Below are 18,989 nucleotides of genomic sequence, written 5' to 3'. Positions count from 1 at the left end.
AAATGGGCTAAAAATGGCTAAATCTTTGGCAAACGGTGTCAAATAGCTGGCCAATATCTTGATATTACCTGCGCTATTTTCCTTGTTTGCCTTTAATTTATCTCATTTTTATCACCATTTTTAAAATAGGGACACGCCCTAGTAAATAAATGATGAACAATAAAAAAGCGGTGCTACTCCCTTGAATAGCGCCGCTTTCTTTTTTAGATATTTTTGCTTTAACCCATCTTAGTTCTGACTGGCTTTCAGTTTGTCCCAATACTGCTGATAGACCTGTAGCGCGTCATCACCGACGTCCTCTTGGAACTCTGCTTTGGCAAGGGTGGCCTTATCAGGATAAATCGCAGGGTTATTCTTCACTTCATCAGGCATCAGCTCACGTGCTGCCGAGTTTGGTGAGGCGTAGCCAATCTCCTCACTAATCAGCTTAGCGTTTTCTGGGCGCAAAATGTAGTCAATAAACTGGTGCGCCGCATCGGCGTGTTGGGCACTTTTGGGAATGACAAAGTTGTCCATCCACAAGATTGCGCCTTCACTGGGATACTTATAAACGAGGCTGGTCAAGCCTTCGTCATTGGCCATGACCGCTTCACCATTCCAAATCATACCGACATTGGTCTCGCCTTCGATATACGGCATACGCGCCGCGTCTGAATTAAAGGTTTTGACATTAGTCATAAGACTGGTCAGCTTGTCATAGGCGGCTTTGATTTCTTCAGGATTTTTACTGTTGCCAGAGTAGCCAAGCGTCGTTAATGCCATGCCGAAAACTTCGCGCATGTCATTGGTCAGCATGACTTGCCCTTTGTATTCAGGCTGCCACAAATCCGCCCAACTGTTGACGCGCTTTGGGTCAACCGCATCTCCATTGATGGCAAGCCCTGTGCTGCCCCACATATATGGAATCGAGTATTTGTTCTCAGGGTCTACTTTGGTATTGATAAACGAAGTGTCTAGGTTGTTAAAGTTACTGAGCTTGGATTTGTCAATTTCTTGCAGCATGCCTTCATTGGCCATTTTTTCGACATAATAAGTCGAGGGGACGGCAAGGTCGTATTGGCTTGAGTCGTCCAAAAGCTTGAGCTTGGCATACATCGCTTCGTTTGAATCAAAGGTCACATAGTTGACATGAATGCCTGTCTCTGACTCAAAGCCGTCCAAAATCTCTTGCGGCATATACTCTGACCAGTTGTATAGGTTCAAAGTCACATCGCTGGCAGGGGCATCAGCGGCGGCATTGTCATTGCTACTACAACCTGTCATCACAAGGGTGATAGCGGCGCACAAGGCAGCTTTGGGCAGTAGGGCAGTTGGTGAGGGCAACGAAGGCGATTGAGACAAAATAGCGCTCCTAAAGTCAAAATGAATAAAAAACATCCGTAGCGTGTGTTTATTATGACGATGATAACGGACAATTTAAAGGGCGGCGCAGCGATGTCCACCATATTGTATAAAGAGGGTATGAAAAATCCGCCCAAGTGCCATGCAAAACGGGCGCATTTAAGCAGTTCGTTAATTAGGCGGTTAGTGAAAAGTCGCCTAAGAGGTCAGCGCTGGCATAGCAATAGGTAGCTGGGCGATGACCGCTTGGATACCATGTTCTTCAATGGTGCCCGTAACCAAATCAGCGCGTGCCTTGAGTTCTTCTTTACCGTCACCCATCGCCACTGCAAAACCAACCAAATCAAACATTTCTAAATCATTCATACCATCACCGAATGCCATACACTCCTTGGCATCGACACCATAATAGGCACACACATCGAGAATGCCGCGTGCTTTTGATGCCTCAATCGGCAAAATATCTGCGCCGATATAGTGCCAAGGCACAAGCTTTAGACCATATTTTTCAAAGTCAATGCTCTGCATTTTATCTTCAGAATGATTAAAAAACACGGAGCATTGATAGACCGCATTGTGCTCATGATGCGCAGGATCGATGATGGAATAGATGTTTTTATTGTTGTATTCGCGAATGATGTCGTTGTCATTGACCCATGCCAAGTGCGTCGCTGAGTCAAATTTATACGTCACATTGCTGCTTTGGCAGAGGCGTTGTATGTCTTTGATATGCGATTCTGTCAGTGGATAGTCGCTAATCACGCCGTGATGGTCGTAGCAGTATTGACCATTCATACAAATGATGGCGTCTAATACGCCTATATCTAACAACTCAAGAATATCTTCGGGCAGTATCGCTTTTGAGCGCCCTGTTGAGATGACAAGCTTAATGTCTGTGGTGGCGAGCGCTTGTAAGGTGACTTTGTTGTGCTCGGCAATGACACCTGCACGACTCAAAGTGTCATCGATATCAAAAAAGATAACCTTTGGTATCGGGACAGGGGTGCTGGTGGTGTTAATGCTTGCCGCGACGGGCGTAGAAGCTGCTGGCATGAGAATCCTTTTTATTCTAAAAGCGAAGAGACTGAGCTATAGCATAGCAAGGCTATACCAAATTTGTTTATGGCTTTTGTGAGGGTGGGCGGGTTTTTCTATAAAAACCTTTGCGCTGCCGTACGAACCATGGTCAATCTATAATAAAGACCATCTAACTAGGTTAAAACGTGTCAGCCGTTGGCGCATGAAATCGTTTAGTGATCTTAAACGTGCTAAAGCTTGTTAAACAGCGTCAATAGTATTGTGAATATAGGTATATTGACTGTAGTTTTTCCTTGTTTGCCTTTGATTTATCTGATGTTTACCATTACTTTTAAGACAAGGGTATGCCCTAATCCAATATTAAAAAGCTGTAAAAGCTATTGATTATTTTTAATTTCCAATAGTATTCTAAATTAGGTTATTTGTTGAAAAGGACTTCTTATGGACATTTACACGAGCTATCCTTCAAACACCTACAAGAGGAAAGGTGAGCATATTTTGATAAGCTTGACCTATCTGGCTAGGCACCATGACGAGCATAACGGTATGGAGCTAATGCGCGACTTGGAATTATGGCGTCGGTATTTTGAGGAAATAGGCATTGTTTCTGCCCTAGTCATCAATGAAAACTATTTTATCCAAAATTTTCAGGGCGACCGCCTGACGGTTAATGAAGCATGGGCACGTATCATCCGTGACTATCCGCATATTGAGCCACAAGTTATCGAAATAAAAGAAATCGCAGAACGCCAATGGCATGGCTACCTCATCAAACATCTGACGACCAGCGTCGAGGATGAAGAATACACGCTCAAACACTTATCTGCAGGGCACGACTTTAACCCTTATATGATGAGTAGCGCTCAAATTACCAATTTTTTAGATGCAATATTCAAAGACAAAAAGTTTCAAGAGAATATGAAATAAGACGTGTAATTACTAGGGCGTCACCATTTAGCCAGTTTAAGACCGCTAAATAATTTTATGTGCTCATTGATGACACGCTTTAGATATTCATTGCCAATCCAATAGTGTGTAAACGGATAGCATAATGTTTTATTTCCCCAAACTGTAGGCTGGATGAATCGCCCAGCCTACAGTTTGTTGCAATCTTATTGCTTCAAACCTTATTCTGCCACGTCCAAGCGCGTCACGTTTTGAAAGCCACGTGGCAAGTGTCCACCGCGGTTGCCGCGATTGCCTTGATAGTTGGCGATGTCCATTGGCTTGAGTGTCACATGGCGCTTGCCTGCGGTGACGATAAGGCTATCATTGGGCTGTAGTGCGGTCATGGCAATCACGGCTTCGCCTGCTTTTAGCGTAATCATTTTATTGCCTTTGCCGCGCGCTTGCTCGGGCAAATCAGCCAAGTTAAATACCAGCAGATAGCCTGCATTGGTCACCACCGCGATACGCAGCTCAGCCGCGTTATCTGCCGTATCAGGCAGCATCAGCGCAGGCAGCATAGCCGCATCATCGCCGAGCGTTAGGATTTGTTTGCCTGCCTTTTGGTTGGTGTCCAGATTGCCCAGCTGATTAATAAAGCCATAGCCGCTGCTGCTTGCGAGCACCAGACGCGCCTCGCTGTCGCCAGCCAAAAGCTGTTCAAAGTTTGCACCTGAGGGCGGCTTTAACACGCTGGTCAATGGGTCGCCTTGTCCACGCGCTGAGGCGAGGCTGTGTGCGTCGATGCTATAGCTGCGCCCTTTATTATCAAGGATATAGATTTTTTCATTGGACTTGCCGCGCACCTGCGCCTGATAGCTGTCGCCTGAGCGATAGCTCATCCCTGAGGCGTCTACCTCGTGTCCTTTGGCAGCGCGTATCCAGCCTGCTTTGGACAAGATGGCGGTAATCGGCTCACTTGGAATCAAGTCCGACTCTTTGAGCGCCTGCGCTTCGCCGCGCTCAACTAAGGGCGAGTTGCGACTGTCGCCATGCGTTTTCATGTCCTCAGTGAGTTCGTCAATCATCAGAGCGGTCAAGCTCTCAGGGTCATCAAGGTGCGCTTGTAGGCGGTCGCGTTCGGCTTGTAGCTCGTTTTGCTCGGATTTTAAAGCCATTTCTTCAAGCTTAGCAAGCTGACGCAAACGAATGTCCAAGATGGCAGCAGCTTGCGTGTCCGATAGGTCATAGCGGCTCATCAGCGCTTGCTTTGGCTCATCCTCTTCACGAATGATGGCGATAACATCATCAATGTTGAGATAAGCAATCAGTAAGCCTGCCAAGATGTGCAAGCGCTTATCAATTTTATCGAGGCGATGCTGGATGCGGCGCGTGACAACAGTACGGCGGCTCTCTAACCACTCGCCCAAAATGTCCTTAAGGTTTTTGACCTGCGGCTTGCCATTTAGACCAATCATATTGAGGTTGACGCGATAGTTACTCTCAAGGTCGGTACTGGCGAACAGATGACTCATCACCCTTGCGACGTCTACGCGGGTAGAGCGCAGCTCCAAGACGATGCGGCAAGGGTTTTCGTGGTCGGACTCGTCATGAATGTCGGTGACCCACGGCAGTTTTTTATCCATCATAAGACGGGCGATTTGCTCTTGGATTTTGCTGCCTGAGACTTGATAGGGCAGCGCATCAATGATGATGAGGTTTTTTTCTTTGGGGTCGATATGATAGGTCGCGCGCATTTTGTAGCTGCCGCGTCCTTTTTCATAGATGGCTTGCAAGTCTTTTTTGGGCGTGATGATTTCTGCTTTGGTAGGCAAATCAGGCGCGGGCAAGGTTTGTGTGAGCTGCTTGACCGACAGTTCGGGGTTTTTGAGCAGGCGAATGGCAGCGCGCACCACTTCGCTTAAGTTATGCGGCGGAATGTCGGTTGCCATACCGACGGCGATACCTGTCGTGCCGTTTAATAAAATATTGGGCAGACGGGCGGGCAAGGTAACAGGCTCTAGCATCGAGCCGTCAAAGTTGTCTTGCCAATCGACCGTACCTTGTCCCAATTCCGCGAGCAACGTATTGGCGTAGGCGGACATTTTGGCTTCGGTATAGCGCATCGCGGCAAAGGATTTGGGGTCATCAGGGCTGCCCCAGTTGCCTTGACCTGTGATGAGCGGATAGCGGTAGCTGAACGGCTGCGCCATTAACACCATGGCTTCGTAGCAAGCGGTGTCGCCGTGTGGATGGTATTTACCCAATACATCACCGACGGTACGCGCCGACTTTTTGGGTTTGGCAGACGCTTTGAGTCCCAGCTCGCTCATAGCATAAATGATGCGGCGCTGTACAGGCTTGAGACCATCGACAATGTGCGGCAGCGCACGGTCCATAATGACATACATGGCATAGTTTAAATACGCCTGCTCAGTAAATTCCGCAATGGAGCGCGTGTCCATCGCATCATCAGGCAGGGCGGGGGTGGTAGGCTCTAACACATCAGACATAGCAAATCACTTATCAAATTATATGAATAATAAAAGCAGCAACGCGCACGACAAAATCAGCGCATCTCATGCTGGCTTGTGCGCTTAAATAAGAAGAAAAATATACTGCTATCGTAAAGCAATTTGGGCAAATTAAAAAGCAGCCACTTTGGCTAAACGTCAAGAAATGTCGTGCGAAAAAACCGACCAAGCGTAGTAAAAAAATGGGGCATGTTGGTTGACGATAATTTGTACAATAAACTGATGTTTTTAATATACTTTTGTGCATTTATTATTGCTATATTATCGACATCGTCTTTGTATTCTTAAGGATTATCTTGTCATGATTTTGCGCCGTCTATTGTTGTCATATAACCATTCACTATTACCTATCGCTGCGCTGAGCGTACTTGGTATGGCCGTAAGCAGCTGTAGCCAAATGCCGAGCGAGCGCGTCGATACCAGCAGCACTCAGCCGACACCTATTCCGAGTAAGGCGGTGTATGCCCAGCCCATGTCTGAGGCCGTAGCAATCCATTCAGGCAGCGCACCTGCCGCACGGATATATACTAAGCGGCAGGTGGATATGCTGCCGATACGCATTTATGAGGCCAACCGCGACAACTACCAAGACACCGAGGCGAACCCCATTCACCGTACTGAAGAGATGCCAGTCGCCACCTTGTCTATCGACACCGATACGGGCAGCTATGCCAATGTGCGCCGCTATCTAAAAGAGGGTCATCTGCCGCCGACAGATGCGGTGCGTGTTGAAGAGATGGTTAACTATTTTAACGCCGATTTTCGTAATGCTCAGCAGGTCAAAGGCGCGCCGTTCGTGGTTACCACCGCATTGACTGAATCGCCGTGGGACGCGGCAGGGCAGCGCAATCAGTTGTTAAAAGTAGGCATCAAAGCGGTTGATAAAGTGAGCAGCGCGCGAGCGAGTATGCCACCTGCTAACTTGGTCTTTTTGGTGGACGTTTCAGGTTCGATGGGCACGGATGACAAATTGCCACTGGCCAAATCCAGCTTGCGCCTCTTAGCAAAAACCCTGCGCGCTGAAGACACGATTAGCATTGTCAGTTATTCAGGCTCGACCGAGGTGGTGTTACCCGCAACCGCTGGCAATAAAACCGCCACCATCGAACGCGCTATTGATAGCCTGAGCGCAGGCGGCAGCACCAACGGTGAAGACGCGCTGAAGCTGGCGTACCAGCAAGCGGCAGCATCTTTTAAAGATAAGGGCATCAACCGTATTCTGATGCTGACCGATGGCGATTTTAATGTCGGGGTCAGTGATGTGGACAGCATGATTGATATGGTCAAGATGCAGCGCGACCGCGGTATTTCGCTATCGACCATCGGCTTTGGGCGCGGCAACTTAAACGACTATATGATGGAGCAAATCGCGGACAATGGGAATGGCAACTACAGCTATATTGACAGTCTGACCGAAGCCAAAAAAGTGCTCGGTGACGAGCGCGCCGCCACCTTTAACACTGTCGCGCACGATGTCAAAGTGCAGATGGAGTTTAACCCGCGCTACGTGTCCGAATGGCGCTTGATCGGTTACGAAAACCGCATTCTTGATGAGAGCGAGTTTAATAATGACAAAGTCGATGCAGGCGAGCTGGGCGCTGGCAAGTCGGTCGTCGCGCTGTTTGAGCTGACCCCGCGCGGCGAAAAAGGCATGTATCCGATACGCCGCTATGATGCCAAGCAAACTGCCAGTGACAAAGCAAACAAGTTGGGCTATTTAAAATTCCGCTATAAAGACAGCGCAAAGAGCAGCTCTAAGTTGATTAGCATGCCGCTGAACAGCACTCGCGCCAGCGCCTTAAATAGTAGCGACGCCGATACGCGCTTTAGTGTTGCGGTCGCAGGCTTTGCCCAGCGCTTGCAAAACAGCCCGTACGTGCATGATTGGCAGTATCGCGACAGTGGTAATTTGGCACAAGGCAGCCTGAATACCTTATCTGACCCGTATGGTTTGCGCCGCGAGTTTGTGCAATTAACCGAGCTTGCAGAGGCACTCACGCCAGCAGACAGCCAAATCAGTGCGCAGTAATCATGATGTGAAAAGTAATACCTCACATCATGCAAGCGATTTATCTATACCCAGGATACGCCTTTTGCATTGAGTCGCTTGCATAAAATGTGTATGTTAAAAACATAACAAAAGGAACTTTTGCCACAGATTCGGCACGACTACAAGGAGTAAGCGATTATGGAAAACACACAAAAACCTGTAAGGCGCGAAGACAAAGTTTGGTTAAAAACCTATCAGGCATTGGATATGGATTACGACATCCAGCTGCCTGCGGACAACACCTCTTTGATTGATATGTTCGAAAAAAGCTTTGCCAAATACAGTGACAAAACCGCCTTTACCTGTATGGGGGTGTCGCTTACCTTTCAAGAAGTGGACTTATACAGTCGTTTGGTCGCCGCTTATTTACAATCGCTGGGGCTAAAAAAAGGCGACAAAGTTGCCGTCATGATGCCCAACATCTTACAGCAGCCCGTAACAGTGATGGGCATATTGCGGGCAGGGCTGACACTTGTCAATGTCAACCCACTCTACACCACCAAGGAGCTGGCGCATCAGCTGAGCGACTCGGATGCCAAAGCACTGTTTGTGCTCGAAAACTTTGCCAAAACCTACCAAGACATTGGGCATAATGTGGTTGAACACGTCATTATCACCGCCATGGGCGATATGATGGGCACGCTTAAAGGCTTTATGGTCAACACCGTCGTACGCCATATCAAAAAACTGGTGCCTGACTATAAAGTGGCAGGCAGTATCCGCTTTAAAGACGCCTTGGCTGAGGTGAACAGCAGCAATTATAAGCGCCCAAGCCATATTGGTATTCATGATATCGCTGTATTGCAATACACAGGCGGTACGACGGGCGTCGCTAAAGGTGCCATGCTGACGCACAAAAATTTACTGGCCAACCTGATTCAGTCCAACAGCTTTTTGGGCAGTATGTTTGATGAGTTAGAGCATAGCGGCGAGCAAGCCATCATTATGACCGCCTTACCGCTGTATCATATTTTCTCTTTTACCGTGTGCTTTTTGTTTGGTATTCATCGTGGCTGCGTGAACCTGCTCGTGCCCAATCCGCGCGACCTTGATAGCTTAATCAAGGCCTATGAAGCGCATCCACCTGCCTTTTTCCCAGCGGTCAATACCTTGTTTAATGCCCTTGCTAATAATGAGCGCTTTGCCTCACTCAACCACAGTAAATTAAAAGCCTCAATGGGTGGCGGTATGGCAGTGCTTGGCCCTACCGCAGAAAAATGGCAGAAAGTCACAGGTAATGCCATCATCCAAGGCTATGGCTTGTCTGAAACCTCACCTGTGGCGACCGCCGTACCTTTTGCTTGTGGTGAATTTACAGGCAATATCGGTATTCCTATACCTATGACCGATGTGGCCATTTTGGATGATAACGGCGATGAGCTACCACTGGGCGAGCGTGGTGAGATTAGTGTACGCGGGCCACAGGTCATGGCGGGCTATTGGAAACGCGATGATGCTACCAGCGAAGTGATGACGGATGATGGTTTTTTCCGTACAGGCGACATTGGTATCATGGACGAAGACGGTTATGTGACCATCGTGGATCGCAAAAAAGACATGATTTTGGTCTCAGGCTTTAATGTCTATCCAAACGAAGTGGAAGAAGCCATCGCTGCGTATCCAAAAATCTTAGAGTGCGGCGTCATCGGCGTACCAGACGAAAAAAGTGGCGAAGTGCCCAAGGTTTACGTGGTCAAAAGCGATCCGAACTTAACCAAAGAAGAGGTGCTTGCGTTTGCTAAAGAGTCTTTGACCAATTACAAACGTCCGCGTTATGTCGAGTTTATTGACGAGCTACCAAAGTCCAATGTGGGTAAAATTTTGCGTAAAGACTTACGTCAATTAAATGATGGGCAAAGTAAATGAGGTACGTGCCACAAACCAAACCACAAACGCCGTGGTTAGCTAGCGTAATACATTATTTGCGCTAAATACAGATTTACAAGACCCCATCAGGACTGAGCGAGGTCACGGCGCTCGGTCTTTTTGTTGATTATCAGACAGATGAGCCGCGTAGCGCTTTTGAGACAAAGCTGCTATAGTGCAAACCGATGAATTTTGACCTTAAGTAGCGTTACCATACCGTGCAGGCCAAGATTATTATGCACGCATCCCCATCAAGATGCATAAGCCGTTATTAACTTATACGATAGTGGGCAGCACCATACGGTAAGCTGTTGTTTTATTCACCCTTTAGGACATGTCATGACTGATCATAGTAATAATCATACCAGCCAATCACTTGACCAAAACTCGGCATCTGGCCACACCCATGGCGACACTGCTAATGTGAATGAATTTCCGACCATGCCTGAGATTCCAAGTGACCGCCCGTGGTTGAGCGCTTATGAGCGCTATGGGATTAAAGCCAGTATTGATATGCCCGAAGATGACACGTCATTGCTGGATGTGTTTGAGCGCAATTTTCGCCGTTATGGCAATAAGACGGCTTATATTTGCATGGGTTCGACCATCAGCTATAAGCAGCTTGATTTATACAGTCGCCAGATTGCCAGCTATTTGCAATCGATTGGCCTAAAACAGGGCGATAGAGTTGGGGTAATGATGCCCAACATTTTGCAGTATCCGATTGTTGCGCTTGGTATTATCCGCGCAGGCATGATATTGGTGAATGTCAATCCGCTGTATACCAGCCGCGAGCTGTCGCACCAATTATGTGACAGTGGCGCAAAGGCCTTGTTCGTGGTTGAAAACTTTGCCAAAACCTATCAAAAAGCCGAAGACAAAGGTGCGGTGGAGCACGTCATCGTCTGTAAACTCGGTGATATGCTGGGTGTGCTCAAAGGCACAGCGGTTAACTTAATCGCTCGCCATGTCAAAAAGATGATTCCCTCATACCGTTTGCCTAAGAGCGTCACCTTTAAACATGCGCTAAGCGAAGTCTCTGCCAGCAAGTATCAGCGCCCACAACTGAACCTAAGCGACGTCGCTTTGCTGCAATATACAGGTGGCACGACGGGCGTGGCGAAAGGCGCGATGCTCTCGCACGGCAACCTCGTCGCCAATATGCTACAAATCAATGCATTGATGGAAAGCGCCTTCGAAGATGACGTACATGCGGACGATGTGATTTTGACCGCCTTACCGCTGTATCATGTCTTTTCATTCATGGTCTGCGGCATGTATGGCATGTACCAAGGCTACGCGGGACTGCTCATTCCAAACCCGCGCGATATGGACGGATTAATCAAAGAAATGGGCAAATATAAGCCCTCGTTTATCCCTGCGGTGAACACTTTATTTAATGGTTTGGTCAATAAAGACAACTTTGCAGAACTTGATTTTTCTAATCTTAAAGCCTCGATTGGTGGCGGCATGTCGGTACTGCCAAGCGTTGCCAAAAAGTGGCACGATATTACAGGCTTACCGATTGTCGAAGGTTACGGTCTGTCTGAAACCTCGCCTGTGGTCGCGTTTAACCCCATGACCATCGCTGAATTTACAGGTAAGATTGGCATTCCTGCGTCTGATACCGACGTTATCTTGATTGACAATGACGAGAAAGAAGTGGCACTCGGTGAGCGCGGTGAGATTTGTGTCAAAGGGCCGCAGGTGATGATTGGCTACCAAAATCGCCCGAAAGAAACCGCCGAGACCTTTACCAAGTCAGGGTATCTCAAGACAGGCGACATCGGTATCATGAATGACAAAGGCTTTATCAAAATCGTGGATCGTAAAAAAGACATGATTTTGGTTTCAGGCTTTAATGTCTATCCCAACGAAATCGAAGAAGCCATGAGCGAGCATCCTGCGGTTAAAGAGTGCGGCGCTATCGGTGTGCCAAGCGAAGAGCGCGGCGAAGAGCCAAAGATTTTTGTGGTCAAAAAAGGTAAAGTCACAGAGCAAGAGTTGCTCGATTTTGGCAAAAAGCAATTAACGGGCTATAAACGCCCACGCCATGTCGAGTTCGTTGACGAGCTGCCAAAATCCAACGTCGGTAAAATTTTGCGTAAAGAGCTGCGCAAAATGGAAGGCTTAGAGTAACTTAACGCCCTATATACCAACCAAGCATCCTGCGCACTTATCTTGCTATTGCAAGGCGTGCGCGTTAGGATATCCCGATATGCGGCGGGGCACGCACTCGATCGCGCATTATTTTGAGCGCGATAAGCACACCACCGACACTGCAATACTGCGCCTGTCGGTGCGGCCTGCGCCAATACCCTTAAAGTATCGTACTGGAAAACATTATGCGTATTGATAATCGTCAGCTAGATCAACTTCGTTCAATCCGTTTTGAGCGTCACTACACCAAACACGCGGAAGGCTCAGTACTGGTCAGCTTTGGCGACACCAAAGTGCTGTGTACGGCCAGTGTCGAAGCAGGCGTACCGCGCTGGCTAAAAGGTAAAGGCAAAGGCTGGATTACTGCTGAATATGGCATGTTGCCACGCGCGACCAACACCCGTAACCAGCGCGAAGCGGCACGCGGCAAGCAGTCTGGACGCACCCAAGAGATTCAGCGCCTGATCGGTCGTAGCCTACGCGCGATGATTGATTTGAGCAAATTGGGTGAAAACACCATCTATATCGACTGCGACGTGTTGCAAGCAGATGGCGGCACACGTACTGCCAGCATCACAGGCGCAGCAGTCGCCTTGATTGATGCGCTTGAGAGCGTACAAAAAAGCAAAAAGCTAAAAGCCGACCCATTAATCGGCTTGGTGGCGGCGGTATCTGTAGGCATCAAAAACGGCGAAGCTTATCTTGATTTGTGCTACGAAGAAGACTCAAGCTGCGACACTGACCTCAATGTCGTGATGACCCAAAGCGGCGAGTACATCGAAATCCAAGGCACGGCAGAAGAAAAACCTTTTAGCCGCACTGAGGCCAATAAAATGCTCGACCTAGCAGAAAAAGGTATCGCTGAGCTGATTGAACATCAAAAAGCGGCGCTCGAATGGTAAGCTGCTTCTTTTGTGACAAATGTTTTAATTAGGGACAGGTTCTAAAGGGCGTTCCTAATTCATCAGTAGATATACAGGTACTCGCTATGCTCAAACTGACCGATGATGGCGCAAAAATAACCTTACAAGGCCAGCCGCCGACAGCGGACAATGGCATGTTTTGGTTTGGGTCGGCGTTGTTGATTGGGGCAGTGGGCGTGGCGATGGCGATGAGCTTTTTGCCTGAGCGCATGGCTATCGGCGCGCTGGCATTATTGATTATTGGTTGTTTTATCTTTAACCGTCAGCGCCTAAAGCAAAAGCAAGCCAATGCAGGGCGTATTTGCGGCGGTGTACTGTGGGTGCGGGCAGGCGAGCTGGTACACGATGGCAGCAAGCGTGAGCACATCGTGCTTGAGCCGACTGATCACGTCACCATCTATGGCGCGCAGCTGCAAATCGTTGCAGAGGACAACACGCGAAAATACCACATCAGTGGCTTTGATAGCGTGCAAGAAGCCGAGGCGACCAAAGCCATTTTGGAAGGCAAAAGCCTCAGCAAGCGTCATGTGAATATTAAAATGAATAGTGATGAGGATACGCCTTAGCATTAAGAGTCTAGCATGGTACTTGGATATCATAAGTAGCGATAAAACCTTGTTACCTTGTTTATCAATGAACCAGTTTTTACTGTCTATTTTGACAACCGCAATACCGTCATGAAATGCTTGTGCACGCTTATAAACGTTTTTGATGACCAGCGTTCCAGCAGTGTTGATATAGCCTCATTTGTCGTCTTTTTGAACAGCTGGTAAGCCATCACTAAATTGAGATATATCTTCATATATGATAGGAGTAATGAGTTGTCCTTCTTTATTAGCCAGACCTTGTAGACCATCACGTACCACTAATAATAGCCCGTTGGGTGAGACGCCTTCATAATCATAGTCATCAGACAAATATATTTTCCCAGACGAATCAATGACTCCTTGACTATTACCTTTTGCGATAGAGCCATAACCATTTGCATAACAGCAAATTAGCATATCATATTCAGGGGATATCAGTATGCTGCCATGACGATCGATAAGCCCATACTTGTCTTCTTTTCTGATCGTTCGAACGCCTGATTCATCATCTGGGTATCCCAATTTATCGTATTCTACTGCTAAGAGGATTTCGCCAGCACCATTGATGAGACCGTATTTTTCGTTTTTTTCAACCACCCTCAAACCTTGTTCATCGGCGAGACTGATATCATCGTATTCAACTGGAACGATAAGTTGCCCCGCGGTATCAGCAAGGCCGTAAAGATTATCGTTTTTTAATTCGTATTTTTTGTCGTCAAAAATAGAGATGCTATCGTAGTTGGCCGATGATACAATCTTACCTTCGTTATTAATAAAGCCAATCTTGCCATCCTTTTTGAATGTTTCTATTCCGACCTCATCGGGATAAAACCTGGGTAGTTGGTCAAATTCAAAAGGATGCAAAACATTACCCTTTACGTCCATTAAACCCCATTTACCTTGCTTTTTTGCTTTTAGTATCATAGGTTCATAAGAGAAGGTCTCAATACTTTGATACTCAACTGGAGTTAAAGGTGCTCCTGATAGGCTGATGAGTCCGTAGAGGTTACCAATAGCAACTTTCCCATAATTTGTTGCTCTACAACAAAATAATAGGTCATATTTTGCAGGTAAAATAATATTACCTTCTTCGTCAATCAGCCCTCTTTTTTGCTGTTTCGAAATTATCACCCTATTTCGGTTATCGTCACTGTCTAGACTTCCGATTCCATCATACTCTAATGGTAGGACGATATTTCCTAAAGGGTCAGCCACTCCGTACTTTCCGTCTTGATGTAGACGAAAGTAGTGATTATCATAGAGTGTAATGCCATCATAAACGGTTGGTAAAATCTGTTCCCCTTGTTTGTTTATTATGCCTTCTTTATTGCCTTTAGTTACCCCTATTAGTGTGTCATTGATATAAATAATGTTGTCAAACACATAGTCTGTTAACAGCTCACCTTTTTCGTTGACTAAAGTCCATAAGGTGTTATCAAGCGTTGCTACCGTTAATTTATCTTCGCCTAAACAGCTCACATGAGACGCATTAGGTACTTGCGGTTTGATGCACTCCTCACTAGCATGAGCCATAAAAGCCGTCATAAAAACACAAACAATTATCAGTTTTTCAATCGACAACACGCTACTTCCTAAGTTTATTATTATTTATCTGGATAATAACGCAACTAAATTTAAATAGTAAAGTAGTGTTCGGTTTTTCTTATTATGCATTTAGACTTTAGAACGTCTTCATAAAGCTTGCAGACATTTAGCTAAATGGTTTATAAGTAAGCTTGCTATGTTGGATTGCCATTTATACGATGACTTATATTTTATTGGTAAGGAGTTAGCCCATGTCGTGTTTACCCATATCGTTGGTTTCAGCGTCGTGTAGCTTATTTTTATTAACTTTTGGTATCATCAGCCAAGCACAAGCCGACAGCATGAGTGCTTTAATCGCGCAAAAATCAGCACAAGACCAAGCCTTACAAGAAGACAATAACAGCGTGCCGCCAGCACGAATTAGCAACCGCATTCGCATTCAGCCAAGTAGCGCTCGAGCCAGTGTCAATGTGCAAGAGACCATCAGCCCCAGCTACACCAGCACCCGCCGCACTACCAGTTATAAAGCTACCAGCCAGCCCAGCTACCGTATTTCCAACCAATCAGGTCGTCAGATGTCCAGCACGGACACCTACGCAACTGTCAATACGTATAGCGCGCCCAGCTATAGCATGTCTTATAACGCGCCCAAACCTGCATCGCAAAGCATCTCACACCAAGCCTCAATGGCGCTGCTCAATCAATTGACGCGCGCGCAATATGACAATGTAGACAGTGAGTATTTGCCACTCGTCAGTCAGGCGGAAAATGTTAATAACCGCGCCGCACGTGATGTGATGAACATCGCTCGCGTGATGGCATTAAACGAGCGCGCCATTATCAAAGGTGGCTGCTGGGATTATCTAAACGCGGTATTTAATCGGGCAGGCGTAACCCGCGATACGGTGCATAAAGGCGAATATCGCGGCGGACCTTATGCCAACCGAGAAGACATTCAAGTCGGTGATTGGTTGTATTATATCAATCATGGCTATAACGACATTGAGCACAGCGGACTGTTTGTCGGCTGGGTGGATAAAGAAGCCAATCAAGCCTTAATCCTCAGCTACGCGGGCGAAAACCGCCACGAGCCTGCGCGCTATCGTGTATATGACTTAAGCCATGTGTACAACATCATGCGCCCCAGTGCTTAAATTGGCTTAAATTTTAATGATTTTTTAAAGTCGCATTAAAAAGCCCACGTCGATTGCGTGGGCTATTTTTTGATTTCTAAATGGATTATTAACGCTTAAAACGGTTTAACGACGACCAAAATCACAATGAAAATCAGCGCAAAAACGGGCACTTCATTAAACCAGCGCCAAAACTTATGCGTTTTATAATGCGGATTGTCCATTAGCTTTTTGCGGTAATAGCCACACGAGCCATGATAAGCAGAGAGCAGCACCACGAGCGCAATCTTGGCATGCAGCCAGCCTTGGGTTTTGTACACATCCCAGCCCAGTACTACCATCCATAGACCCAGCACCCACGTAGCAATCATCGCAGGTGTCATGATGCCGCGATACAGCTTACGTTCCATAATAATAAAGCGGTCATGACTGACGGTGTCTGCGCTCATCGCATGATACACAAACAGGCGGGGCAAATAAAAAATCGCCGCAAACCAGCACACCATGGCAATGATGTGCCACGCTTTAATCCAAACAAAATACTCTGGCATAATCGTCTCTATTCATCAACCGTACATAACGACTGGTGTCATCGGTTATTCGGCAAGTACCATCTGTGACTCGTGGCCACTGATGGCATCCACCACGGGCAGCACTTTTGGTGCGCGTGGCTTGGCGTACATGGGGGTAAGTCCCAAAGTTCTCATCAAGCGCTGGTCGCCTGATTGGCTCGCGTTGCCTGTGGTTAATAGCTTATCCCCATAAAAGAATGAGTTCGCTCCCGCCATAAAGGCGAGTGCCTGCTCGGCATCGGACAGACTTTCACGACCTGCTGAAAGGCGCACGTAGCTACTCGGGCAGCAAATACGCGTCACCGCAATGGTGCGAATCCACTCAAGTACCGACAGCTCGCCTTCGGCAATGACTTTATCACCCAGTGGCGTACCCGCGATAGGTACGAGCAAATTCACAGGAATTGACTCAGGCGGCTTGGGCATTTTGAGCAGCTCATGTACCCAGTCGATACGGTCGTCGCGGCTCTCGCCCATACCGACGATATTGCCGCTACAGACATTGATGCCTGATTGACGCACATGCGCGAGCGTATCGAGGCGCTCATCATAGGTGCGTGTGCTGACCACTTGTTCATAATAGCTGCGCGAGGTGTCAAGGTTGTGATTGTAGTAGTCAAGCCCCGCCTCAGACAGCTGCTCGGCTTGGTTGGGGCTGAGCATACCTAAGGTCATGCAGGTCTCAAGTCCAAGGCCTTTGACTTCTTTAATCAGCTCAACCACATACGGCATATCTTTTTCGCTGGGATGTTTCCACGCTGCACCCATACAAAAACGCGATGAGCCTGAGGCTTTGGCTCGTTTGGCAGCGGCAATGACTTTATCAACCGCCAAGCGCTTTTCGGCTTGCAGTTTGGTTTTGTCGCGGTGATGGCCTGATTGAGAGCAGTAGCCGCAGTCCTCAGGGCAGTTGCCCGTCTTAATCGACAGTAAGGTACTGATTTGGACTTCATTGGCGGCAAAATGTTCGCGGTGTACGGTTTGAGCGCGTAGTAACAAATCCATCAGTGGCAAATCAAAAAGCGCGGCGATGTCTTCACGGCTATAAGTCGTCGGTGTCATAGGTATATCGCTTGCGGTAGCAAAAGCAGTTGGGGTTTGCGTATTGTCGCTAGGTTCTGTAATCGAGAGCAGTCCTGCCATAATACAAATCCTTGTATCAAAAAGCGTAAAAAAAGCGCCATATTAATGCGCGATTTGGTTCACACGCACCAATAAAAAAGGCGGCGATAATCCTAGTATACCGCAACCTTTAGTATAAAAGTACAGTTGTGCACCAAAACAAAGGCGCTGATATCAGCGCCTTACTATCGGCTTTATTCATGATAAACAAAATAGCAGTCGTGTTTGTTATTTGCCCATCTTGTGCTTGGCGACCCCAATCCAATGATTGGCAGTCTTTTGCGCTTTGTACGCATACGGTTTAGCGCGCTGAAGATAAGGGTTAAGCTCTTCTGGTACGGTCGGTACGATGTGTTTTGCCAATTTATTAAACCACATCATCAGACTGTAATCCCCTTCGATGGTCAGCTTTTTTTCTTGTACTGCGGTCATAAAGCCTGCGATATTGCCTTTGGTCAATAACTTAACACCTGTCATAGAGTCTTTAAATTTGATAGACAATGACGGCTCGTCGGCATGACCGCTGTGCTGTGAGAACTCACCATTATTAAACACATAATAGCGCGCCACGCCTGTTTCTTCACTGCTAAGCTCGATGGTCGCTTGACGATCGGCAAGTAGCGCTTGTACTTCTTCATTGTCGCTGCACGCAAGCATCGACAAACGGTAGCCAACCACGGCAAGCAATACATCTAATGGGTCAGACTTGATATCCAAAACAGGAATGGTAAACATAATGGCGCTCCTAAAAAATCATCATAAAGTGTGGGTCATACGGTTGTTAATACGCTAAAGGCATCATTTTTATGGCTTTATCGCGAATTACTTTTGCGCCTAGTATAAACCATTTAGTGAGTATGGCTCTTTATGAATTACGTAGAGCGTATTAACTATCTTGTAACAATATACATAAGCATCGGTTGGCTATTGGGCACAAATAAGCGGTCATGCATGACGACTGTGTACCGTAGCACAGTCTATGGGCTAGGGCGTGTTGACCATTCGACCATGGCACTGACAGCGACTATTTTTTAGGCGATTCGATGTTAAAAATAATAAGTTTAGTCATTCTAAGCGTTTATATTTAACGACGAAGCGGCAAAAAAGAGTCCTGTCCCTGCGGGCTGATGCTAAAATTGCCCCATACTGCGTTACAAATCTCGCTAAGGCATCTGCATTATCGTCGCTTTGCGCCTTGTCTGGAACAATTTTAGCGATCAGCAGTGCCTATTT

General features: G+C 47.1%; 14 protein-coding genes and 1 pseudogene. 7 read left to right on the top strand and 8 right to left on the bottom strand.

Features of this window, described 5'->3' with window-relative positions; all coding sequences use genetic code 11:
- Positions 1-228 precede the first annotated feature (228 nt).
- Together JIE71_RS12295 and JIE71_RS12290 are read right to left on the bottom strand one after the other, a co-directional pair.
- Positions 229-1,341 carry an extracellular solute-binding protein gene (locus JIE71_RS12295; protein ID WP_228284688.1) on the bottom strand — a complete coding sequence of 371 codons (1,113 nt, stop codon included), beginning with the start codon at positions 1,339-1,341 and terminating at the stop codon, positions 229-231.
- Between the two features lie 198 nt (positions 1,342-1,539).
- Positions 1,540-2,394 (bottom strand): HAD family hydrolase, encoded by an 855-nt coding sequence (locus JIE71_RS12290; RefSeq protein WP_199509013.1) that lies wholly within the window; start codon positions 2,392-2,394, stop codon positions 1,540-1,542.
- 426 nt (positions 2,395-2,820) lie between these two features.
- On the opposite strand from JIE71_RS12290, the gene JIE71_RS12285 reads away from it, so the two are divergent.
- Positions 2,821-3,306, top strand: coding sequence for a BLUF domain-containing protein (locus JIE71_RS12285; protein ID WP_199509012.1), 486 nt, complete (start codon positions 2,821-2,823; stop codon positions 3,304-3,306).
- A 200-nt stretch (positions 3,307-3,506) separates the two neighbouring features.
- Here the strand turns inward: JIE71_RS12285 and parC are convergent, their stop codons facing one another.
- Entirely contained in the window at positions 3,507-5,777 is a 2,271-nt protein-coding gene (parC, locus tag JIE71_RS12280) for a DNA topoisomerase IV subunit A (RefSeq protein WP_199509011.1), read from the bottom strand.
- A 322-nt stretch (positions 5,778-6,099) separates the two neighbouring features.
- On the opposite strand from parC, the gene JIE71_RS12275 reads away from it, so the two are divergent.
- The 5 genes from JIE71_RS12275 (at position 6,100) to JIE71_RS12255 (ending at position 13,363) form a co-directional block, all read left to right on the top strand.
- Positions 6,100-7,827 carry a vWA domain-containing protein gene (locus tag JIE71_RS12275; protein WP_199509010.1) on the top strand — a complete coding sequence of 576 codons (1,728 nt, stop codon included), beginning with the start codon at positions 6,100-6,102 and terminating at the stop codon, positions 7,825-7,827.
- Positions 7,828-7,986: 159 nt separating this feature from the next.
- Positions 7,987-9,714, top strand: a complete 1,728-nt coding sequence (locus JIE71_RS12270) for an AMP-binding protein (protein ID WP_199509009.1) — start codon at positions 7,987-7,989, stop codon at positions 9,712-9,714.
- 339 nt (positions 9,715-10,053) lie between these two features.
- Complete coding sequence (locus JIE71_RS12265; RefSeq protein ID WP_416232037.1) at positions 10,054-11,853, top strand: AMP-binding protein; 1,800 nt, start codon at positions 10,054-10,056, stop codon at positions 11,851-11,853.
- Positions 11,854-12,059: 206 nt separating this feature from the next.
- Positions 12,060-12,776 carry a ribonuclease PH gene (gene rph, locus JIE71_RS12260; protein ID WP_199509008.1) on the top strand — a complete coding sequence of 239 codons (717 nt, stop codon included), beginning with the start codon at positions 12,060-12,062 and terminating at the stop codon, positions 12,774-12,776.
- 86 nt (positions 12,777-12,862) lie between these two features.
- A complete protein-coding gene (locus tag JIE71_RS12255; RefSeq protein WP_199509007.1) occupies positions 12,863-13,363 on the top strand; it encodes a hypothetical protein in 501 nt (166 codons plus the stop codon).
- Positions 13,364-13,453: 90 nt separating this feature from the next.
- Here the strand turns inward: JIE71_RS12255 and JIE71_RS12610 are convergent.
- Together JIE71_RS12610 and JIE71_RS12245 are read right to left on the bottom strand one after the other, a co-directional pair.
- Positions 13,454-13,534 (bottom strand): annotated as a pseudogene (locus tag JIE71_RS12610) (WG repeat-containing protein); the annotation flags it as partial.
- 6 nt (positions 13,535-13,540) lie between these two features.
- Positions 13,541-14,968 (bottom strand): WG repeat-containing protein, encoded by a 1,428-nt coding sequence (locus JIE71_RS12245; RefSeq protein ID WP_199509006.1) that lies wholly within the window; start codon positions 14,966-14,968, stop codon positions 13,541-13,543.
- 212 nt (positions 14,969-15,180) lie between these two features.
- Between JIE71_RS12245 and JIE71_RS12240 the strand changes: the two genes are divergently transcribed.
- A complete protein-coding gene (locus JIE71_RS12240; protein WP_199509005.1) occupies positions 15,181-16,083 on the top strand; it encodes a hypothetical protein in 903 nt (300 codons plus the stop codon).
- A 95-nt stretch (positions 16,084-16,178) separates the two neighbouring features.
- Here JIE71_RS12240 and hemJ read toward each other — a convergent pair whose 3' ends face one another.
- The 3 genes from hemJ to JIE71_RS12225 all read right to left on the bottom strand — a co-directional run bounded on the left by hemJ (position 16,179) and on the right by JIE71_RS12225 (position 18,491).
- Positions 16,179-16,613: a protoporphyrinogen oxidase HemJ gene (gene hemJ / locus JIE71_RS12235; RefSeq protein WP_199509004.1), complete on the bottom strand. Its 435-nt coding sequence runs from the start codon at positions 16,611-16,613 to the stop codon at positions 16,179-16,181.
- Positions 16,614-16,658: 45 nt separating this feature from the next.
- Positions 16,659-17,696: a biotin synthase BioB gene (gene bioB, locus JIE71_RS12230; protein ID WP_228284689.1), complete on the bottom strand. Its 1,038-nt coding sequence runs from the start codon at positions 17,694-17,696 to the stop codon at positions 16,659-16,661.
- A 288-nt stretch (positions 17,697-17,984) separates the two neighbouring features.
- A complete protein-coding gene (locus JIE71_RS12225; RefSeq protein ID WP_199509002.1) occupies positions 17,985-18,491 on the bottom strand; it encodes a hypothetical protein in 507 nt (168 codons plus the stop codon).
- Positions 18,492-18,989 lie beyond the last annotated feature (498 nt).

It is taken from the genome of Psychrobacter sp. bablab_jr014, from assembly GCF_016464015.1.
Classification (GTDB): Bacteria; Pseudomonadota; Gammaproteobacteria; order Pseudomonadales; family Moraxellaceae; genus Psychrobacter.
Note: the sequence above shows the minus strand (reverse complement) of the source record. Positions and strands in the feature narration are given on the sequence as shown.

Bases quoted from the DNA above. Each gene is read 5' to 3' on its own strand.
- JIE71_RS12290 (WP_199509013.1), bottom strand. From the start codon at position 2,394: ATGCCAGCAGCTTCTACGCCCGTCGCGGCAAGCATTAACACCACCAGC.
- JIE71_RS12285 (WP_199509012.1), top strand. From the start codon at position 2,821: ATGGACATTTACACGAGCTATCCTTCAAACACCTACAAGAGGAAAGGT.
- parC (WP_199509011.1), bottom strand. From the start codon at position 5,777: ATGTCTGATGTGTTAGAGCCTACCACCCCCGCCCTGCCTGATGATGCG.
- JIE71_RS12275 (WP_199509010.1), top strand. From the start codon at position 6,100: ATGATTTTGCGCCGTCTATTGTTGTCATATAACCATTCACTATTACCT.
- JIE71_RS12270 (WP_199509009.1), top strand. From the start codon at position 7,987: ATGGAAAACACACAAAAACCTGTAAGGCGCGAAGACAAAGTTTGGTTA.
- JIE71_RS12265 (WP_416232037.1), top strand. From the start codon at position 10,054: ATGACTGATCATAGTAATAATCATACCAGCCAATCACTTGACCAAAAC.
- rph (WP_199509008.1), top strand. From the start codon at position 12,060: ATGCGTATTGATAATCGTCAGCTAGATCAACTTCGTTCAATCCGTTTT.
- JIE71_RS12255 (WP_199509007.1), top strand. From the start codon at position 12,863: ATGCTCAAACTGACCGATGATGGCGCAAAAATAACCTTACAAGGCCAG.
- JIE71_RS12240 (WP_199509005.1), top strand. From the start codon at position 15,181: ATGTCGTGTTTACCCATATCGTTGGTTTCAGCGTCGTGTAGCTTATTT.
- hemJ (WP_199509004.1), bottom strand. From the start codon at position 16,613: ATGCCAGAGTATTTTGTTTGGATTAAAGCGTGGCACATCATTGCCATG.
- bioB (WP_228284689.1), bottom strand. From the start codon at position 17,696: ATGACACCGACGACTTATAGCCGTGAAGACATCGCCGCGCTTTTTGAT.
- JIE71_RS12225 (WP_199509002.1), bottom strand. From the start codon at position 18,491: ATGTTTACCATTCCTGTTTTGGATATCAAGTCTGACCCATTAGATGTA.